Origin of the sequence: Acidaminococcus fermentans, from assembly GCF_009696675.1 — a bacterium.
In the GTDB taxonomy this organism is placed as follows: Bacteria; Bacillota; Negativicutes; order Acidaminococcales; family Acidaminococcaceae; genus Acidaminococcus.
On sequence record NZ_VULN01000006.1, the window covers coordinates 37885 to 59019 of the forward strand.

10 protein-coding genes are annotated in these 21135 nt (G+C 57.5%); all 10 read right to left on the reverse strand.

The window, feature by feature from the left end:
- Positions 1-62: 62 nt before the first annotated feature.
- A complete protein-coding gene (locus FX155_RS05240) occupies positions 63-8693 on the reverse strand; it encodes an ESPR-type extended signal peptide-containing protein (protein ID WP_154487981.1) in 8631 nt (2876 codons plus the stop codon).
- Between the two features lie 679 nt (positions 8694-9372).
- Positions 9373-9645 carry a type II toxin-antitoxin system RelB/DinJ family antitoxin gene (locus FX155_RS05245; protein ID WP_022487549.1) on the reverse strand — a complete coding sequence of 91 codons (273 nt, stop codon included), beginning with the start codon at positions 9643-9645 and terminating at the stop codon, positions 9373-9375.
- A gap of 677 nt (positions 9646-10322) precedes the next feature.
- Positions 10323-11930, reverse strand: a complete 1608-nt coding sequence (locus FX155_RS05250) for a gamma-glutamyltransferase family protein (protein WP_154487982.1) — start codon at positions 11928-11930, stop codon at positions 10323-10325.
- A 556-nt stretch (positions 11931-12486) separates the two neighbouring features.
- Positions 12487-13800, reverse strand: a complete 1314-nt coding sequence (locus tag FX155_RS05255; RefSeq protein ID WP_154487983.1) for an ATP-binding protein — start codon at positions 13798-13800, stop codon at positions 12487-12489.
- 106 nt (positions 13801-13906) lie between these two features.
- A complete protein-coding gene (pepT, locus tag FX155_RS05260; protein ID WP_022488016.1) occupies positions 13907-15175 on the reverse strand; it encodes a peptidase T in 1269 nt (422 codons plus the stop codon).
- A gap of 350 nt (positions 15176-15525) precedes the next feature.
- Entirely contained in the window at positions 15526-17697 is a 2172-nt protein-coding gene (locus FX155_RS05265) for a Tex family protein (RefSeq protein WP_154487984.1), read from the reverse strand.
- Positions 17698-18153: 456 nt separating this feature from the next.
- Positions 18154-18822 carry an energy-coupling factor transporter transmembrane component T gene (locus FX155_RS05270; protein WP_154487985.1) on the reverse strand — a complete coding sequence of 223 codons (669 nt, stop codon included), beginning with the start codon at positions 18820-18822 and terminating at the stop codon, positions 18154-18156.
- Positions 18819-19628 (reverse strand): energy-coupling factor ABC transporter ATP-binding protein, encoded by an 810-nt coding sequence (locus FX155_RS05275; RefSeq protein WP_154487986.1) that lies wholly within the window; start codon positions 19626-19628, stop codon positions 18819-18821. The genes FX155_RS05270 and FX155_RS05275 overlap by 4 nt, the downstream gene beginning before the upstream one ends.
- Positions 19625-20488 carry an energy-coupling factor ABC transporter ATP-binding protein gene (locus FX155_RS05280; protein WP_022487546.1) on the reverse strand — a complete coding sequence of 288 codons (864 nt, stop codon included), beginning with the start codon at positions 20486-20488 and terminating at the stop codon, positions 19625-19627. Before FX155_RS05280 ends, FX155_RS05275 begins: the two co-directional genes overlap by 4 nt.
- The gene (locus tag FX155_RS05285; RefSeq protein ID WP_022487545.1) at positions 20481-21050 is read right to left on the reverse strand and encodes a tryptophan transporter; all 570 of its coding nucleotides are present in this window, start codon (positions 21048-21050) and stop codon (positions 20481-20483) included. The genes FX155_RS05280 and FX155_RS05285 overlap by 8 nt, the downstream gene beginning before the upstream one ends.
- Between the last annotated feature and the right edge of the window lie 85 nt (positions 21051-21135).

A 21135-nucleotide genomic window follows, 5' to 3' on the forward strand; every position in this document is an offset into this window, starting at 1 on the left:
TGCATCGTGCATTTCTTCACAGCCTCTTAGTCGGAAGTCAGGAGTCGGAAGCCTACTGCCTGTTACTGCTTCGCGCTCAGTTGTTCCACCAGGGCCGTCAGCTTGTTCAGCCGGTCGTTCATGGCGTCCAGCTGGGCGTGGACCTTCTGGTTGTCCTGACGCAGGGTTTCGTTGTCGCTGCGCAGCTGCTGGACCGTCCGCATAAGGACGATCCGGCTCTGGAACCGGTCTCTCCGTTTGGGATCCAGGGAGAAGGTCACCCCGGCATTCACCATGTTCTCTCCGCCCCCGAAGCTGCCGCCCACATTGAAGCGGACGCTTTCCGTAGGCTGATAGAAGGCCCCGATGGCCGCCGCGTTGGCGCTCCGGTAATGGCCGAAGCCGGCGGCGAAGTTCAGTTTGTCTTCCGGATCGAATTCCAGCGGATGGAGGGCCGCCAGAGCAGAGGCGCCGGCCCCCACCCGGTCCACCCGGCTGTCCAGACGGGTAATGGCATTGTTCACTCCATTGACCACACCCCCCAGCTGGCTTACGTTCACCGCATCGGTGGGTTTGGTGCCGGGAGCCACATCGTGGATCTGCTGGCCTCCCATGCTTACATTGCTGCTGATTTCCACATTGTGGGTCCCCTCCCCATTGGCGGCAATCTTGATACCGCTGTTGGTGATGGTCGTACCGGCTTTGCCTTCACTGTTGTTGATGGTCAGGCCATCATTGTTCAAGGTGCTGTTGCCGGTGGTGACGCTGGTAAGGCCGGTCAGTTCCTTGGACAGTTTGATGTCCAGGCCGGTGCCGTCGGCGTTCTTCACCACACCGATGTTCTTGTCGGTGAGTTTGGCCGTATCTGCCCCGCCGGACAGTTTCATGGATTTGCCCAGTTTTCGGGAGATTGTTTCTCCGTCATCCCCGGTAAAGTCCCGGGTACCCAGGCTGTCCACAGCCCCCTGGGCCGCTTCACCGGCCAGTTTCTTCACATCGCCGATGTTGGCGGCGTTGGTGTTGTCGCTGTCATCGCCCTTGACGATGCCGCTGTTCACGTTGGTGATGTTCTTGCCGCCGGCATCAATGCCACTGTTGTTGATGGTCACGCCACCAGCAGAAATGGAGCCTTCAGAGCCCAAATCCACATTGTTGTTCAGCTTGATGTTGATGGACTTGCCATCTTCGGACACGGAAGTGGTGATGTTGCTGCTCCCTTTGACGGAAACCGTCTGGCCCAAATCCGCTTTAACCGATTTCCCATCATCTGCCGTCAGCCCGAAGCCGCCTCCGGAAGTGACTGTGGTAACGCTGCTCATGGCCTGTTTCAGCTGTTCTTCCGTAGCTGCCCGGCCTTTGGTGGCAAAATCAGCAGATGTAATGGTGGTATTGGTCAGCCCGGTGATGCTTTCGATGCCGGTAAGATTTTTGGCCAGTTTCAGCTGCAGGCCGTCGGAAGAAGCCACCACACCGATATTCTTCCCATCGGACAGACTGTTTACATCTGCACCGCCATAAATCTTCAGGGTGCCGTTCAGGGTCCGGCTCACATTGTCATCAGTATCCCCGGCGAAGATCAGCCCATCCTCCAGGGTAGCCACCTCATGAGCCTTGTTGCCCTGGTCGGTATAGGTAAGCCGAGTCTGGTCCTGCTGGGCCAGGTTCTTGGCAACGGTATGGACGGATACCGTAGCTTGGGTTCCAGCCGTCCCCGTCAGATCCAGATAGCCTGCGCCGTCAGCCTGGCGGAGAGCAGCGGCCTTTTTGCCATTGTCGCTCAGGGTGATCCCGGTATCGCCGGTAATATTTACTTCTTTGGCAGACTTGCCTTTAAACTGCATGCTGCCGTCCGTGCCTTCGATGGTTTTACCATCCCCATGGACACCCACGTCCAGATGATCCTGGAGTTCTACGGAAACGTAATCATTTCCATCATGGTCTTTCTTCACCTTGGTCAGGATATTGGCCTTGCTCCGATCCCAGAAATCCCCGGAGCCATCGTTTTTCTCGTTGGTTACAGGGGCATCCCCAAAAATCCGGATGGCACTGCCCAGATTCTGTTCAATGGTGGCATCCACGGCTTCCCCTCTGCCACCGGCCGTAATGGCAAATGTCCCATTGCCCAGGACTTTGGTAATGGAATCATTGACCTTTTTCAGCTGGTCTTCCGTAGCCGCCCGGCCGGAAACATAATCCTTCCCATCCCAGTCTGTGTTCTCAAGCCCGGCAACAAAGTTTCCTGTTTCTGTAACCTTGCCGTCACTGACGACACTCTGATTCCCCATAACAACCGTGCCGGCCGTCACCGTATTAAGGCCGGTGATATCCTTGGCCAGCTGCAGGGAGAGGGTGGTATTGCCATCTTTATCCTGGCTGGCAACGACGCCGATGTTGTTGTTCTTCGTGGGGTCCGTGGTATTGTCCACCAGCTTGTCCTTCGCGACGCCGCCCTTGATGGTCACCTTCTTGTCCAGGGTGGTATTGAGGGCTTCCCCATTGTCCCCGGCCAGCTGCAGCCCGTCTTCCAGGGTAGCCACGGTGTGGTCATTTCCATTACCGCCCTTATAGGTAATCCGGGACATGGCCGTCTTCATGGCTTCTTTGTCCTGATTTCCCCGATAGGTGACACCGATGGATACCGGGCTCATCCCATTATCCTTGTTGGTCCCATTGAGGATCAGCTTCCCTGCTTCCCCTGTTCCCGTTCCGGTGGATGCTTTCCCCAACGTCAGGGTATGGGCATTGAGGTCACGATCCAGCTGGACCGTCAGCGTATTGGCATTCTTATCCGCCTTGACCTGCACATTGGCGCCGCCGTCGTAGTCACGGCCATCCGCGCCGGTTCCCTGGATGGTCAGGGTGTCGCCCAGATTTCTATGGACAGTGGTGGTAGCGTCATTGCCCTTGAAGTTCAGGCCCTTGTCCGTCAGTTCTGTTTTCACACCATTGCTGACGGTCTGCAAATCGCCGATAGTGGCCCCATTTTGCAGCATAGGGCTGCCTGCCGTAATGGTGGAGATATCCACCGGCTTATTCTGTGCCGTATCATAGAGTCCGCTCTTCACATTGGTGATCTGCTTGCCGCCATTGGACAGGCCGTCGGCGGTCAGTTTCACCTTGTCGGCTTCGCTTCCCTGGTTCGGCGTCACCACAATGCCCTTGCCATCCACTACGGCAGTGGCTCCGCTGGTGCCGTCCTTGAAGGTGGCACTGGTCATATCGGTCAGCGTCCTGCTCAGACCAATGGTGATGGCTTTGCCAGTGGTATCCGCTGTGGTGGTCAAATTGTCGTCTGCCGCCTTCAGCTGGATGGAACCGCCCAGATCCTGCTTCACCACATTGCCTGCATTGTCGCTGAGGCCGAAGCCACCGCCGGTTTCCTTCCCGTCCACAATGGACTTGGCCACCTGCTGGAGCTGGTCTTCCGTAGCCGCCCGACCGCTGACGATGCCATCTTTCGACCATTTGGTGTTGGTCAGGCCCGTAATGTAATCCCCAGCAGCATCATTGGGGCTGGTGCCATTGTTGGCGATGGTCTGAGAACCAATCTTGATACCACTGCCTGTAGTCCCTGTAGTGGGTGCAAAGCTGATGGTGCCCATATTGGTGAGGTCCTTATTCAGCTTGACTGCCAGGCCGTCGCCAGCATCGTTCTTCACCACGCCGATGTTGTTATCAGTCAGATTGCCGGCAGCACCGCCGGTGATATTTAGGGTGCTGTTGAGGGTTGTGCTGACGACTTTGGATGTATCATTTTTGGCATCATCACCGGCAAATTTCAGGCCATCTTCCAGGGTAGCAATGGTATGATAGGTGCCTTTGGCGGTATCCACATCATATTTCAGCCGAGGTGAGCTGTCTGCAGAATTCAGGAAACCGGCACCGCCATAATCCTGATAAAGAGCAGAATACCGGCCGCCATTGTTCCCCATATGGAGGGACCCGTCACTGCCATCCATTTCAATATAAGCTCCGCCGGTACCGGTCACTCTGACCGTACCGTTGACCGTACTGGACCCGGCCGTCAGGCTGTGAGCCGTCAGGTCATTGTCCAACTTCACTGTGATGGTGCCATTATCCATGGTAGTGGTGATATTGTCCGTATTGTATGTATGGCCGTTCTGAGCAGCACCACCCTTGATACTGACTTTGCCGCCCAGCTGAGCCTTGTAGGCAGCACTTCCGCCCTCCTTCTCTGCCTCATTGGCTTCAAAATTCAAGCCCTGCTGCAGAGCCGCATTGCTGGCAATACCAGAAATCACCACATCCGTAGGAGTGCTTCCCGCTGCGTTATTTTTCACCTTCAGCGTTACCTTGCCGTCGCTGCCTACCGTGTATTCACCACTGTCGGCAGCCACCAGATGGCTGTCCTGATTCAGCACATTGGTCATATCAATGCCCGGAATGGCATCACCGCCATTTTTCGTCAGATTCAGGGTCTTACCATCGGTGCTGACACTGCCGCCGGTTACATAGTAATCGTGGAGCCCGGTGAGTTGCCCAGTGGTCTTGTCATTCTTCCTGACTAAAGTCCCTGTGCCTTCCCCATTATTGCCATAAGAAACGGAGCCACTTTCTACATAAATATCCGAAGCACTGGCTTCCCCTTTGATGGTTTTCGCTACTTCATTCAGCTGATCTTCCGTAGCTGCCCGGCCGGACATAAAATGGTCCGTCACCCATGCTGTATTTTTGAGTCCTGTAATACTGGTAATGTTTGACGTGGCACTGCCGTTGGCACCGCCGCCGGGCTGGCTGCCGATGTAAATACCATCGGTTCCATCCGTACTTCCCACACGGACCGTGGTGAAGTTTACATTGGGTTGGGTAGCAATGGTAATGGTTTTGCTGCTGTCAGTCGGTGTAAGAGCAATATTATCTCCCGCTGTAAAAGTAAGGGTCTTATTGGCAGGAGTAACCGCCAGGATCTGGTCTCCCACTTTGGCATTCCAGCCAGTATTCACTGTATCAGACACACTCTTCAGCTGATCTTCGGTGGCCGCACGACCACTCACAGCTGTACCATCCCAAGTTTTGTTGGTCAGGCCGGTCAGATATGTATCCGAGCCAGACTTGCCAAGGGTGGCCCCGCCAATGGTGGCCGTTCCCGTATTCCCATTCAGGGTAACTCGGTCCCCTACCGTCACGGTTCCAGCCGTGCCATCCAGGGCGATTTTCTTGTCGGCATCGCTGCCCAGGGTCACGGTGTCATTCAGGGAGACCTTGTAGTCCACCGTTCCGTCTGTGGTATTAGGAGTTCTTTCGACTTTCGTATTTGCCCCATCTCCGCTGACGGTTACGGTCTTGGCGGCGATATTCTTCACATCGCCGATATTGGCGGCATTGGTTTCTATTCCATAAACAGGGCTACCGGAGTCATCATCCCCGGACTTGCCACTGGCTACATCGGAAATCTGCTTACTGCCGCCGCTGATGCCGCTGAGGGTGACACTGGGACCATTGTTGATGGTCAGGCCGTTGCTGCCCAGAGTAGAAGAACCAGTGGTCATATTGCCACTATTTCCATCCACCGTAATGGTTTTATCTCCTGTTCCCACAGTCACCTTGTCCGCCGTAAGCTGGGTGTCCATCTTCACGGTGATGATGCCGTTATCGTCGATTTCCGTGGTCAGGTTGTCCGTCTTGTAGGTGTGCCCATCCTGAGCATCGTTGGCGCGGACGGCCACCGTATCGCCCAGGTTCTTTTTGACCGTCTTATAGGTGCCATCTACCTTGTTGCTGGCCGAGAAATTCAGGCCTTGGGCGATGGCTTCCGTATTGGTGGTAATCTGGGTCTTGTTGCTGTCCACCACATCGGACACGCTCTTCAACTGATCTTCCGTAGCCGCACGGCCGGTGACAGGCTGGGTCTGCCCTACGGTCCAGGTGGTATTGTCCAATCCGGTAAGATAGTCACCGCTTTGGGCAGGATTATTCCCGTCGGTCTGGGTGCCCAATTTAGCGCCCCCAGCGGTCACTGTATCCAGCCCGGTGATATCCCTGGCCAGTTTCAGGGACAGGGTGGAACCATTGGCGGTAACGCCGATATTATTGCCCGTTGCCAGGTCAGTTGCACCGCCCTTTACGTCAAGCGTCTTGTCCAGTGCAACGCTGCCCGTTCCCGTATCTCCAGCCAGTTTCAGACCATCCCCGAGAGTAGCCACCGTATGGGCCGCGCCATCCCCATCGGTGTAGCTGAGGCGGCCCGTGCCAGTGGTACCGGAAAGTTCCGGTGTATCAACATAACCGGCAGTGATGGTGGTGGCCTTGTTGGTACTGCTGCTGTCCGCTCCTACGATCTTGAGGGAGCCGGCCTGGCCTCCGTCAGCGGAAGTCCTTTCCGTACCGGCAGTGACGGAATCAAACACTGGATTCTTGTCCAGAGAAATGGAAAGCCGGTTGTTGGCCGTATCCGTCAGCACCTTGATGTTCTGGGTGGAGTATTCCGTATCTTCCTTCCGGCCGCTGCCCTGGATCTGGAGAGTCCCCCCCTGGTCTACATGGACAGAAGTGTCAGTATCATTGCCCTGGAAGTTCATGCCCTTGGTTTCCACAGCCTTCAGCTGGGCCACGTTCACCGCATCGGAATCCGCAGACCCGGCAGCCAAATTGGTGATCTGGCGGCTGATGGTCTTACCTTCTGCAACTGTCCCCCCCAGGGAAACACCCCCGGAAGTGGACACCCAAGTGGCTGCCTTAGCTGCATTGGCAGGATCCGTCATATCCGGAGCCAAATAGCCGGTAGATCCTTTTTCCCGATTGGCAACAGAGTGTGCGCCTAAAGCTACGCCACCATCTGCCGTGGCATTGGCACTGGTACCAAAAGCGGAAGATTCGACAGCATTTGCCCCAGCCGAATAGCCGTAAGCAGCAGAACCGGTTTCCACCGCTTCTGCACCATAACCCACGGCCACAGCGGCTCCATGTTCGGTGGACTCTGCATCATCATTTTTCGTACCGGCCTGGGCTCCAAGGCCCATGGCAACCGAAAAATTTCCGCTGGCGTTGGTACTGTTGCCCACAGCCACCGACTGGGTACCAGCAGCCTCATTGCCATAGCCGATGGCCAAGGAATTGATACCTGAAGCAGCGCTGTTCACACCCATGGACAAAGACAAATCGCCGGATGCTGTAGTTCCCACGCCAAAGGCCATGGAAGCCGAGCCACTGGCTCCATCATTGTAGTAATTGGCCAAGCTGTTTTCTGCAACCGGCGTTATCGAATTGCCATCATCATCTTTATAGGCCGTCTTGATGCTCAGGAAGTGGCGGCCCGCCTGTTCCAGCTGGTCTTCTGTTGCCGCCCGGCCGGTCACATAATTTCCCGGCGTCCAGGTACGGTTGGAAAGGCCCGTCACAAAGTTCCCCGATGCACTTGCCCGGACAGATTCCAGCTTGAGGGTGGCCCCATCGTCATTGAGACTGCCCGGCTTCATATAATCATAGGTAAAGGACTGATTGCCGATCTGGATTGCTCCCACCTTGGCAAGGCCTTGGGTCCCGTCTAGGGAAATAAAATTCCCCGTGTCCGTGCTGAGGCCGGCGGAAATGGTGCCAGCCGTGCCGTCCAGCACCACCTGCTTGGCACCGGTGGTGTCGGTGCTGTCCTTCAACGTGACCTTGGGCTTCAGGCTGATGGTGGTGGTCTGTACGCCGTCCTGGTCCGTGGTTTCTTCCGCATGGACGTTGGTTTCATCACCCTTGACCTTGATCTGGTTTTTAGCCGTTGCCACCGCTTCCGCTTTGGCCTTGGTCAACTGTTCCATGACCACCACGTCATGGTCATCGATGCCGTCGGCTACGTTGACCAGGCGGTTGTAGGCGTCAGAATCATAGGTGTTTTCCGTAACGATATGATTCTGATACTGTACCGTATAATATACATCACCTTTTTTATGGCCAAAGGATACAATACGACCTTCTGTATCGGCTGCACGAGAAGAATCAATGACAGAAGCCGTGGCTTCATAGCCGATGGCCACCCCATTGGCCACAGTCACCGTGGCCTGGTTGCCGGCCGCCACAGCGCTGGCAGCCCCTGCACTGGTGCTGCCGCCAGCGATGCCTACGGAATAGTTTCCCTGGATAGTGGAAGAATAGCCGCCTATGGCTACGGAGCCTACCCCATAAATAGGAAATGGATTGGAGGCGTCGGCCGCATATTCATTTCTGTTGGCATCCAGAAGAGGATCCCCGTTTTTATCTACAGCCACTTTACCTGTAATATTGCCGGTACCCCCAATAACCACAGAATCTGCGCCAAAGGCTTTGTTGCCGCTGCCCCCACTGACCGTGGCAAATTGGCCCCCTGCCTGATTCTGAGTACCGCCGGTAACGCTGGAATGTTTCCCGGTGGCTTTATTCTGCATGCCACCGCTAATGCTGGAGGATTCGCCTACAGCTTCATTATCACCACCGCCGCTAACGCTGGAATTTTTCCCTTCGGCCTTGTTTTTTTCACCACCGCTGACTGTGGCATTTTCTCCTGTTGCCTGGTTGGTTGAAGCACCCCCAGTGACTTTCCCTGTTGCCGCAAACGCTTCTGAACAGGGGCTCCCCATAAAGAGCACCGCTCCCAGGCCCAGCACGGCTACCGTCTTTCCTGCCGTGGACAGACAGGTGCTTTTTTCCTTTCCAGCCCGTTTAGCCAGCTCAGACACCACCACATAGCAGTGCCGGACCCGGCTCCAGATGACTTTGTAGATTTTGTTCATGACCATATCCTCCCTGAAAGATTCCTCTTTCTGCCGTAAAAAGTCTACTCTTTTGCTGTACTTTTAAATTATAGAAAACATAACATCGTTCTATACATATTATATTTCCATTATATGTGGCTGTAAGATACTTGTCAATATTGGTTATTTATTCGGTTTTTCTTTGTATTTGGTGTCATTTTACATGAGGCTGGAGGGGGGACAGGGGGGATAAGTGGCTAAGTGGTTAGGTGGTTAGGTGCCTTGGGGTTCATCGTTGGTCGTTGTGGAGACCGGCTCCGCCGGCTTGAAAGGGAAACGCAGCCATGGGCTGCTAACCCACCACCAGCCTGGCGGCTGGTCCCCCGCCCTTGCAAAGGGACGGATAAATGGCACGCAGGCTTCGCCCTGGTGCCAGAAGCGGGGGCATGGCCCCAGCGTATATCCGCCCTTTTCAAGGGCGGGGGACCGTTGCGCTTGCGCAAGGGTGGTGGGTTAGCAGCGTCAGCTGCGTTTCCCTTCAACAGCATCTGCCTCCGTCAGATGGGTTCCTTTCCCCTAGGATGCCAAACCCTGAAACAATTAAAAAGGGGGTGTGAAAAAATTCACACCCCCGATTACTGTTCTCTTGTCACTTGTCACTGGTCGAGTGACAAAAATCCGACTGCTCCAGTTTTTTCTGGCGGCAGCCGGATTTTTTTCAAATATTGAAATCCTGTTTGATTTCCTCAAACATGTCTTCCGGTCTCTTGGTGGCCGTTCCCTGGGCCGGAGTGGGATCCACCGGTACCTGGTGGATGGCTGCCCGACGGCAGTCGGCGGACACTTCAAAGGGAATCCGGTTTTCCCGGACCGTTCTTCTGGCAAAAATGGTGAAAGCGGTGGTCATGTTCATGCCCACGTTGCTGCAAAATTCCTCAAACTCTTTTTTCAGATCCGCATCCATACGGATATTTACATTAACGGATGCCATAGTCCATCAACCCCTCTGTACTTGATGTTTTGCATTATACAGCCGTTGCAATGGAATGTCAACAAGGAAGTGTTGCCGGATGCAGCACTTCCTGTCACTAGCCGGCAGTCACTAGTCTCCAGCCGAAGGAAGGAGGAGACAGGCCCGCGAGATGGGTCAGATGCGCGAAAAAGATGTCAGAACCGGTCTTTACGGGCCTCTCAGACATCAGATGGCAGCTTTGAACGATTGGGAAGCAGTAACGCCATGCTTATCCTGTGATCCATTATTGTCTGACAGCCCTGCAAAATATCGGCTATCGCCGATGCCCCCACCACCATGCTTCGCATGGTCCCCCGCCCCTCCCAGGGCGGACTTTTTGTTGGTGCAATCCACCCCCGATTCCCGCCAGGCGCACGAGATGGGTCCAGATGCGCGAAAGCGGGGAGTTTCGAATGCGGCATAGTACTACCTTCGACTCCCGCCCTGGGCGTCAGAGTGGGTCAGATGCGCGAAAGGAGGGATTTGGTTCGTGGCACAAGCCCCCGTCTCCCACCAGGCGCGGAAGATGTACCCAGATACGCGAAAGCGGGAATTTTGGAGCTGGGCATAGTACTAAGTGGTACATGCCCAGCTCCAAAACTCCCGCTGACAAAGTAGATGGGTGCATATTCCGCGCCTGGGTTATGCGTTAGCCCCTAGTACGCCGCCACCGTCCCATCCGTCCTCCCCTCCGTGGCCCCCACCAGGGTGCCGTCTTCCCGGCGCCAGATGATCTGGCCCCGGCCGAAGGTGGAGCGGTCCTGTTTCACGACGATTTCGTGGCCCCGGGCCCGGAGGCCTTCTATAATGGCCGGATCCACCTGAGCTTCCACTTCCACTTTTTTCCCTTCGATCCACTGCCACCGGGGTGCATCCAGGGCGGCCTGGGGATTCATATGGAAATCCAGGGAGTTCAGAATTACCTGGAGATGGCCCTGGGGCTGCATGAAGCCTCCCATGACCCCGAAGGGCCCCACGGCCTTTCCGTCTTTGGTAAGAAAGCCGGGGATGATGGTGTGGTAGGGTTTCTTCCCAGGGGCCAGGCAGTTGTCCATGGCCGGATCCAGACTGAAATTGTTTCCCCGGTCGTTGAGGGCGATGCCGGTGCCGGGGATCACCATGCCGGAGCCGAAGCCCCGGAAGTTGCTCTGGATGAAGGATACCATGTTCCCTTCTCCATCAGCAGTGCACAGGTACACGGTGCCTCCGCTGAAGGGTTTCCCCCACCGGGGTTCCAGGGCCCGGTCCCCGATCAGGCTCCGGCGCTGATCCGCATAGTCCTGGCTCAGCAGGTCTTCCACCCGGGCGTGCATGAACCGGGGGTCCGCCACATAGTGCCGGGCATCGGAAAAGGCCAGTTTCATGGCTTCGATCTGTTTGTGGTAGCTGTCCAAGGTTTCCCGTTCCTCCAGATGGAAGCCCTTCATGATGTTCAGGGCCATCAGGGCGGTGATCCCGTGGCCGTTGGGAGGAATCTCCCACACATCATAGCCCCGGTAGTCGGTGCGGATGGGATCCACCCACTGGGCCCGGTAGCCGGCCAGGTCTTCTTTCCGGAGATAGCCTCCGGTGGCCCGGCTGAACTGGTCGATTTTGTCTGCCAGTTCACCCCGGTAGAAGGCTTCGCCGCCGGTTTGGGCCAGCCGTTCCAGGGTCCGGGCATGATCCGGGAAGGCAACGGTTTCCCCTACTTCCGGAGCGGATCCTGTGGGCAGGAAGGTGGAGAAAAAGCCGGCAAAAGCCGGGTCGTCCCTAAAGGGAGCGAAGGTGGTTTCGGCGGCTTTCCACAGTTTTCCCGCAATGGGGGAAACCGGGAACCCGTCCCGGGCGTATTCAATAGCCGGTTCAAAGAGTTTGGCAAAAGGCAGCCGGCCGAACCGCCGGTGGAGTTCTGCCCAGGCAGACACAGCCCCGGGGACGGTGACCGGGATCCAGCCCCGCTGGGGCATTTCCGTATACCCGGCGGCCAGGACCTTGTCCCGGGTCAGGAGCGCCGGGGCCGGGCCGCTGCCGTTGAGGCCGTAGAGACGGTCTTTGATCCACACCAGAGCAAAGGCGTCGCTGCCCAGGCCGTTGCAGTCAGGTTCCACCACCGTAAGGCAGATGGCAGTGGCCAGGGCCGCATCCACCGCGTTGCCCCCCTGGAGCAGCATCCGCAGCCCCGCCTGGGCCGCCAGAGGCTGGCCGGTACAGACCATCCCCCGCCGGGCCAGGATCACCCGGCGGCGGGAAGGATAAGGATAGGAAGAAAGATTGTAATCCATGAGAATACCTCCTTGTAAAGAAGACTGTGTACACCAGTCCGTAGGGGCCGCACGCCAGGCGGCCCGCTGTGGGTTCGTCGTTTGTCGTTTGTCATTAAGGAAGAAAACCGCACCGCGGTTTTCTAAAAAGAGAAACGCAGCCTATGGCTGCTAACCCACCACCAGCCTGGCGGCTGGTCCCCAGCTACGGCATAAGCGACCTCGCTATCCGCTGAAGCGGATGCTCCCTGCTTACGCCCTTGAAAAGGGCGGATATAAAAAGAGAGAGAGGGCCAGGCGCACGAGATGGGTCCAGATGCGCGAAAGCGGGGATTTTCGAGGGCGGCACAGTACTCGCCTCCGATTCCCGCCCTGGGCGTCAGAGTGGGTCAGATGCGCGAAAGCGCGGGATTTGGTTCGTGGCATAACCTTCGGTTTCCCGCCAGGCGCGGAAGATGTGCCCAGATACGCGAAAGCAGCGGATTTTGGCTGAGGCATAGTACAAGGACGTACATGCCCCAGTCAAAATCCGCTGCTGACAAAGTAGATGGGTGCATCTTCCGCGCCTGGTTATGCGTTAGCCCAGCAAAAATCCCATATACATCGGCATCTCCACCACCTGCCCTTTCCGGGACACGTTGTCGGTGGTCAGCTGGATGGCCTGTTCCACCTGGTATTTTTCCGGCTGCTGGAGGAGGGTCTTGAGGCTTTTGGTGTTGCCGGTGGAGGGAGTGGCCTTCACCAGGGTGCTCTTGCCCTGGCAGCGGATGACGAAATCCACTTCCAGGCCGGAGTTCTTGTGGTAGTAGTAGAGTTTCCGGCCACCCTTGCTGAGGAGATCGGCAGCCAGGCTTTCGTAGACGGCGCCCTGGCAGCCGGAAAGATCTCCCTGGAGGAGCTTCAGCCGGTCATCCCCGGTGAGCATGGCGGCATAGAGGCCCACGTCCTTCATATAGACCTTGAAAATGGAATCGATGGCATGGCGTTCCAGGGGCAGCCCCGGTTCCGTCAGGTTGTAGCACCGGCTGACGATGCCCGCCTCTTCCAGCCAGGAGAGAGCCCCTTCGAACTGGGAAGCCTTGGAGCCTTTTTTCAGCTGGGCATACTGGTATTTCTTGTTTTCCTTGTTCAGCTGGAGGGGCACCGCGTCCAGTACGGTCTTCAGCTTGGCCCGGGCCCGTTTGTTCACGTCCACGAACAGGTTCTCCTCATAATCCCGGAGGATGGCCTGCTGCTGTTCCAGCACCGCATTCATGTCATGGGTCTGGACATAGGTTTCCACTACGGCAGGGTAGCCGCCTACCAGGGCATACTGGCGGAGCAGTTCGTTGAGCCGCAGGTGAAGGGCTTCCGGCACGGGGGTTTCCTTGTCCAGGCTCTGGTGGAGCATGTCCAGCACCGGAGTGGTGATCCCGTTGGCCCAGAGGAATTCCTCAAAGTCCAGGGGCACCATGTTCACCACGGTTTCGCAGCCCACTGCAATGGGAGCGGGCTCTTTCCCGTAGCCTTTCACCCCCAGCAGGGACCCGGCAGCGATCACGTCATACCGGCCGTCCATTTTAAAGGCCTTCAGGGCGGTACGGGCTTCGGGACATTCCTGGATCTCGTCCAGCACCAGGACGGTTTTATAGGGTTCAAACACCGCTTCGGGACCGGCCAGGGCGGTGATCAGCATCACCAGGTAGTTCACATCCATGGAGTCCCGGAAAATAGCCGCATAGTCGGGCTTTTCCTGGAAGTTCAGATACACCACATGGTCGTATTCCTTTTTGGCAAAATCCAGGATGGAAGTGGTTTTCCCACAGTGGCGGCAGCCCTTGACCACCAGGGGATTGTGCTGCGGAACCTGTTTCCAGGTCTGCAGGAATTTTTCGATCTTGCGCTGAAGCATAAGGATTCCTCTTTCTTTCCCTCAAATACAGAATGGCAATAGAAGCTCCTTACACTTTACAGGAAACGGGTCCATTTTTCAAGGAACTTTTCGGATTTTTTCCGTTTTATTTTCCAGCAGCCTTCCGGAAGACTTTTTCCACCAGTTTCAGGGTCACCTGGCAGGATTTTTCCAGGGAAGGCAGGGGCAGGAATTCGTACCGGGAGTGGAAATTCAGGGCCCCGGTGAAATAATTGGGGGTAAAAATCCCCCGGGTGGACAAATAGGAGCCGTCGGTGCCCCCCCGCATGGCAATGGTTTTGGGAGTAATGGCCAGTTCGTCCAGGGCTTCGTAGAGAAAGTCCACTGCCTGCCGGTTGTCCGGAGTCATGGCATCGGCAATGTTCCCGTAGATGTCTTCCAGGGTGCAGCGGACCTGGGCCCGGGGTTCCTGGTGCTTCAGCCGTTCCACATTGGCCAGGATGGTCTGTTTCCGGGCCTCGTAACGGGCTTTGTCATGATCCCGGATGGCCAGCTGGACCGTGGCGTGGGTGGCGTTGGACTGGATGCTCTTGATCCAGATGTAGCCTTCCTTCCCTTCGGTGCATTCCGGAGTTTCCTTCCGGTCGAAGAAGTTGGCGAAATCCACCGCCAGCAGGGTAGGGTTCACCAGGTTCCCCTTGGCATTCATGGGATGGGCGCTGACCCCCTGGATGTCCACCTGGGCGGAACCGGCATTGAAGGTTTCGTACACCACTTCTCCCAGGGCGCAGCAGTCGATGGTGTAGGCAAAATCCACCGGGAACCGGCTGATCTCCAGGGCTTTGGACCCTTTCAGCCCCACTTCCTCGTCCGGAACGAAGGCCACGTAAATGGCCCCGTGGTGGATTTCCGGATGGTCCGTAAAATACTGGAGCATGGTCATCACATTGGCCACCGCGGCCTTGTTGTCCGCCCCCAGGACGCTGGTGCCGTCGGTGAACACAATGTCCTGTCCCACATAATCCGCCAGCTCCGGGTGTTCGGCGGCCTTCATGAGGATGCCTTTTTCAGCGTTGAGGACCAGGTCTCCCCCCGGGTAATTCCGGACCACCTGGGGATGGACCTCCGGACTCAGGTTCACATCCACCGTATCCAGATGGCAGCAGAAGCCGATTTTGGGCACAGAACCGGTGAAACCTTCCGGCAGGTTGGCCGGCAGGTATCCGGTAAGGACGCACCGGTCGCTGAGATGCAGGTCCTCCAGATCCATGATTTCCAGTTCCGCTTCCAGCTGCCGGGCCATATGCCACTGGTCCTGGGTGCTGGGGACGGAGGAAATTCCGGCCCGGCTCTGGGAAGGGATGTTCACATACCGGAGAAAACGGTCAAGCAGTTGTTGGGTCAGTTGAGACATGGGCAATTCCTCCTTGGGTGTTTTGGGGATATTATAGCATAGGATGCGGCTGCCAGGGCAGCCGCATCAGTCTCTGGTCTCTAGTCACTGGTCTCTGGCCAAAGGAGGAAAACCGTACCGCGGTTTTCTGAAAAAAAGACGCAGCCGGAGGCTGCTAACCCACCACCATCCTTGCGGATGGTCCCCCGCCCTTGAAAAGGGCGGATAAAAAAAGGGGGAGGCCAGGCGCGGAAGATGTGCCCAGATACGCGAAAGCAGCGGATTTTGGCTGAGGCATAGTACAAGGACGTACATGCCCCAGTCAAAATCCGCTGCTGACAAAGTAGATGGGTGCATATTCCGCCCCTGGGTTATGCGTCAGCCGTTACCAAGGCCAGCCCTATCCTCCCCCTCTCCTCCTCCACGCTGATCACCTTCACCTGGACCGTTTCTCCTACACTGACCACATCCAGAGGGTGTTTGATCTTTTTCTGGCTCAGGTGGGAAATGTGGATCAGGCCGGCGGTTTTTATGCCGATGTCCACGAAGGCGCCAAAGTCGGTGACGTTCCGGATGGTGCCCCGGAGGATGGTGCCCACTTTGATGTCGGAAAGCTTCACGATGTTCTGCCGGGTAAGAGGTGCGGGCAGGTCCGCCCGGGGATCCCGGCCGGGAGCCACCAGGGCATCCAGGATGTCATGGACCGTGGGTTCCCCGGCTTCCAGTTCCCGGGCCAGCCGGGCTTCATCCACCTGTTTCCGCCGGGTGGCCAGCCGGGCCAGTTTTTCCCTGTCCTTCAGGTCTTCCAGGCCGAAGCCCAGTTTTTCCAGGATTTTCTTGGCCAGATCATAGGATTCCGGATGGACCGGGGTATCGTCCAGAGGAGATTTCCCGTTGTGGATCCGAAGGAACCCGGCACACTGGGTAAAGGCTGCAGGCCCCAGCCGGGGCACCTTCAGCAGCTGCCGCCGTCCGGTGAACCGGCCGTTGGCGTTCCGCCAGGCCACTATGTTCCCGGCGGTGGCGGCGGTGATCCCGGCCACATGGCGGAGCAGGGCGGGGGACGCAGTGTTCAGGTCCACTCCCACATGGTTCACCACCCGTTCCACCACCCCGTCCAGGGTACCGGTGAGCGCCTTCTGGTCCACATCATGCTGGTACTGGCCCACCCCTATGGCCTGGGGATCGATCTTCACCAGTTCCGCCAGAGGGTCCTGGACCCGCCGGGCCAGGGATACGGCGCCCCGGATGGTCACATCGTATTCCGGCAGCTCTTCCTGGGCCAGTTTGGAAGCGGAATAGACAGAAGCTCCCGCTTCATTGGTAATGAGATAATGGACGTCCAGATGGTGGGCCTGGATCAGGCTGGCGGCAAACTGTTCTGTTTCATAGGAGGCGGTGCCGTTGCCAATGGACAGGAGGGTCACATGGTGCTTCCGGATCATGGAAAGGAGCAGGGCTTCCGCTTCCTTCTTCCGGGCTTCGTTCTGGGTCACCTGGATCACCCCATGGTCCACCACCTGGCCGGTGGGATCCACCACCGCCACTTTGCAGCCGGTCCGATAGCCCGGATCCAGGCCCATGACCGTATGGCCTCCCAGAGGTGCCTGGAGCAGCAGCTGGCCCAGGTTGGCCCCAAAGATCCTGATGGCCTGGGCTTCCGCCTGTTCCGTAAGCCGGTTCCGGATTTCCCGTTCCAAAGCCGGGAACAGCAGCCGCTTCCAGCTGTCTGCCAGGGCTTCCTTCAGCTGGTCCCGGTAGATGCAGGGACGGCGGAGGACCCGCCATTCCATTTTCCGCAGGGCGTTCTGTTCCTCCCACACCAGATGGACCTTCAGGCAGCCTTTCTTTTCTCCCCGGTTGATGGCCAGCACCCGGTGGGAGGGCAGGGTCCGGACCGGTTCCTGATAGTCCTTGTACATGAGAAAGGTCTGGGCTCCCTCAGCATCTTCCACCAGTTCCGTCCGGATCATCCCATGGTTCCACAGCTGGTCCCGGAGGGTCTGCCGGAGGGTGGGGTCTTCCGCCGCCATTTCCGCCACAATGTCCCGGGCTCCGGCCAGGGCGTCTTCCGGGGTTTCCACCCCTTTATCCGGGTCCACATAGGCCCGGGCGGCGGAAAGGGTATCTCCTTTCTGGTCCCGCTGGAGAAGGAAGGCAGTGGCCAAGGGTTCCAAGCCTTTTTCCCGAGCCTGTTGGGCACGGGTACGCCGCTTTTGCTTGTAAGGCAGGTAATAATCTTCCAGTTCCGTCAGTTTCTGGGCCTTTTCAATGGCGGTACGCAGTTCCGGGGTCAGTTTCCCCTGTTCGTCGATTTTGGTCAGGATCTCCTCCTGGCGCTTCACCAGGTTCCGGAGTGTCCCCAACCGTTCTTCGATGGTCCGGATCTGTTCGTCCAAAAGGGATCCGGTTGCCTCCTTCCGGTACCGGGCAATAAAGGGAACGGTGTTCCCTCCGTCCAGCAGTTCCACGGTTTTTTCCACCTGCCAGGGCTGGACGGACAGTTCCCGGGCAATGAGAGGGGCGATGTCAGTTGGTTTCATTTTGTTTGTCCTTTCACAGAAAGGGAGCTGCTGCACAAGCAGCAGCTCCCGTCAATGGTCAATAGCCGAAGGAAGAAACCCGCGGCAGCGGGTTTCCGGGAAAGAAAACGCAGCCAAAGGCTGCTAACCCACCACCATTGCGCAAGCGCAACGGTCCCCCGCCCTTGAAAAGGGCGGATATACGCTCTGGCTGGCGCTGACCGTAGGTATCATGGTGGCAACCAGTGTGTGGGCTTGAAAAGGGCGGATATACGCTTGGGCTGGCGCCCATTGTTTTTTCAGTACAAGGGCATGAGCCCACGTACTTATTATCCGCCCTTTTCAAGGGCGGGGGACCAGCCGTCAGGCTGGTGGTGGGTTAGCAGCGCCAGCTGCGTTTCCCTTCAAAAAAATTTGCCTGCAAATTTCTCATTCAGCTGGAGACCAGTCACCGAAGGAAGCCGGCTCCGCAGGTCCTTAAATATGTTTTATCCAGATCGGATATGTACTGAGAATGACCACTACCAGCAAGGTAGCATAATCCCCCAGATGCAGCTTCATGGGACGGCGGTTTTTATAGGTGTTGGGACCGAACCCTTTCAGTTCCATGGACAGGGCCAGGGTGTCGGATTTGGCTACCGCCCGCATGACCAGGGGTTTTACCACCGCCAGATAGGCGTAAAGCCGTTTGAAGGCGTTCCCCCGGTTGGAATAGCCCCGGCAGGACTGGGCGTCCAGGGTAATGGCGGAATCGGACAGGAAGTCCGGCACGAACCGGAGAGCCGTAGTGAGCATAAAGGCGTATTCATAGGGCATATGGAATTTTTCCACCAGAGCCTGGGCAATGTCCTGGATCCGGGTGGAGGCCAGAAGGCACAGAAAGGCGGTGGTCATGACGAACATCCGCAGCCCCCCGGTGAGGGCCACATACAAGGGAGAACCGAACAGCAGCTGGAGCAGCACCATCATGCCGGTGAACACGGTAAGGGTGCCGATGGCCGCCATGGTCATCCGGTCCCGTTTGATATACAGCAGGATCACCAGTTCCAGCACCAGCAGGGTGGCCACCGCCGGCACCGGCAGCAGGAACACCCAGGCGGTGACCGCCAGCACCAGGATCAGTTTGGTAAAGGCTGTGATCTTCATGCTTTGGCACCTTCTTTCGGCTGGATCTTGCTGCACAGATCTTCCGGACTGTCCGCCTGGACCCCGAACAGGGCTCCCAGCCGGGACAGCACCGGCTGCTTCAGACCCCATTCCTCAATGGGCCGCTTTCCGTCGAACAGATTGCCGGTCTTCCCGTCATACACCAGCTGGCCGTCGTGGAGCACCAGGGCATGGGTGGTGAATTTCCGGGCGATTTCCATATCATGGGTGATCAGGATCAGGGTCATGTGTTTTTCTTTCTGGAGTTTGGCCAGGTAGTCCATCATATGCTGTTTTTCCTGTTCGTCCTGACCGTTGGTGATTTCGTCCAAGATCAAAGTCCGGGGCTGGAGAGCCAGCGCCACTGCCACCCCCAGCCGCCGTTTCTGGCCGAAGGAAAGCCCCCGGGGATACTGGTCCAGGCAGGGGGTCAGCCCCATGGCTTCCACCGCATCCCGGACCTGCCGGTCCAGGGCCTCTTTGGGCATTTTCCGGTTCTGGAGGCCGTAGGCCACTTCATCATATACCGTATCCCCCAGCAGCTGGAGGTCTGGATTCTGGAACACATACCCCACCTTGTCCGCCAGGTCCGCCGGTTCGTAGCCGGCAATATCCACTCCGTCCACCAGCACCTGGCCGCTCCGGGGATGGTTCAGGGCCATGAACAGCCGGCTGAGGGTGGTCTTGCCGCTGCCGTTGTGGCCCAGGAGAGCCACCGCTTCCCCGTCTTCCACCTGGCAGCTGATGTCCTGGAGCACAGGGATGCCTCTCCGGTAGGCAAAGTTCACTGCTTTTGCTTCAATCATTCCTTGGCGCCTCCCTGAAATTTCTGGAGCAGTTCCTTTTCTGCTTCTTCTTCCGTTCTCCAGTCTCCCAGCTTCACCTGGTACTTTTCTTCCAGGCCCAGTTTCACCTGCCACAGTTCCGGCAGGTTCTCCCGCAGGTCCTCCTGGGCGAAGGCGTTCCGGGCGGCTTCGGCAAAGGGTCCCTGGACCCGGGCCTCTCCCTGGCTGATGAGCACCAGGTCCGTCATATAGGGCAGCAGGTAGTTCAGGTCATGTTCCACCACCACTACGGTCATCTGATGCTGCCGGTAAATCTTGTACAGCAGGGCATACAGGGACCGGGCCCCGTCAGGATCCAGGGCGGACACCGGTTCATCCAGGATCAGCACTTCCGGACGGCAGGCCAGCACGGATGCCAGGAGCAGCCGCTGCCGCTGGCCTCCGGACAGTTCGTCCAGCTGGTAGTTTTCCCGGCCGGGAAGCCCTACATCCTCCAGGGCCTGGCTCACCCGGGCATCCACCTCTTCCGGGGAGAACCCGTGGTTCAGCAGGCCGAAGGCGATTTCTTCCCCGGCAGTCAGGGACACCATCTGGCTTTCGTAGTCGTCCATCATGATCCCCACCCGCATGGCGATTTCGGAGATCTTCCGGCCCTTCAGGTCTTCTCCCAGCACTTCCACCCTGCCGTGGTACCGGCCCCCGTAATAATGGGGGACGATGCCGGTCATGGCCTTGCACAGGGTGGTCTTGCCGGCGCCGCTGGGCCCGGCAATGGCGGTGAAGCTGCCTTTCTGGATGTCCAGGTTGATGTCTTTCAGCACCAGGTCACTGTTCAGATAGGCAAAATAAAAATCAGAAATCCGGATGGCTGTTTCACACATGGTGTTTCCCCTCCGTAGCAAAGAAAATCTTCCGTACCGGGCCGTAGAGCACCTGGGTGACCACACCGTTCAGGACCCCTACGGTGAGCACCACCGGCAGCATGGCATGAGTCCACACGGCAAGGGGCAGCCCCAGCACCAGTTTCAAGATGTAGGTGAACACACTGCCGCTGACGGAAGTGGCCAGGAACCCTACAATAAAAGGCTTCACCTTCAGCTGTTCCAGGTGGGCCAGGGCGAAGGCCTTCACCAGGATACAGGCGGTAAGGGCCCCGCACAGTTCACTGGCAATGTTCCCCAGCGGGAAGGCGGATTTGGACGAAGGGATCAGGGTGAGCCCGGCCACAAAGCCGATGCCCAAAGCCCGGGTGGGCCCTGGCTTCGTCAGACAGATGGTAATGGAATACATGGCGATGGTCCAGTTGGGGGTGACCCCGCCCACGTTGGGGCTGATGGTATGGAGGATGACCCCAATGGCCAGCAGCAGGGCCGTCATGGCCACCCAGCGATGGGTATCACGGGCTGCTTCCACCGTAATCAGTTCCGGAATCGGTTTTTCCATGCTGCGATGCTCCTTTGCTACAATACAGTATAGAATATAGTTTATGGGGACTGGGGGAGGATGTCAAGGAAAAAGGGGCTGTTGC

What these genes read in the sequence shown, in the direction of transcription:
- FX155_RS05250 (WP_154487982.1), bottom strand. Translation starts at nt 11,930, where the DNA reads ATGGATTACAATCTTTCTTCCTATCCTTATCCTTCCCGCCGCCGGGTG.
- FX155_RS05245 (WP_022487549.1), bottom strand. Translation starts at nt 9,645, where the DNA reads ATGGCATCCGTTAATGTAAATATCCGTATGGATGCGGATCTGAAAAAA.
- FX155_RS05265 (WP_154487984.1), bottom strand. Translation starts at nt 17,697, where the DNA reads ATGAAACCAACTGACATCGCCCCTCTCATTGCCCGGGAACTGTCCGTC.
- pepT (WP_022488016.1), bottom strand. Translation starts at nt 15,175, where the DNA reads ATGTCTCAACTGACCCAACAACTGCTTGACCGTTTTCTCCGGTATGTG.
- FX155_RS05270 (WP_154487985.1), bottom strand. Translation starts at nt 18,822, where the DNA reads ATGAAGATCACAGCCTTTACCAAACTGATCCTGGTGCTGGCGGTCACC.
- FX155_RS05280 (WP_022487546.1), bottom strand. Translation starts at nt 20,488, where the DNA reads ATGTGTGAAACAGCCATCCGGATTTCTGATTTTTATTTTGCCTATCTG.
- FX155_RS05240 (WP_154487981.1), bottom strand. Translation starts at nt 8,693, where the DNA reads ATGAACAAAATCTACAAAGTCATCTGGAGCCGGGTCCGGCACTGCTAT.
- FX155_RS05255 (WP_154487983.1), bottom strand. Translation starts at nt 13,800, where the DNA reads ATGCTTCAGCGCAAGATCGAAAAATTCCTGCAGACCTGGAAACAGGTT.
- FX155_RS05285 (WP_022487545.1), bottom strand. Translation starts at nt 21,050, where the DNA reads ATGGAAAAACCGATTCCGGAACTGATTACGGTGGAAGCAGCCCGTGAT.
- FX155_RS05275 (WP_154487986.1), bottom strand. Translation starts at nt 19,628, where the DNA reads ATGATTGAAGCAAAAGCAGTGAACTTTGCCTACCGGAGAGGCATCCCT.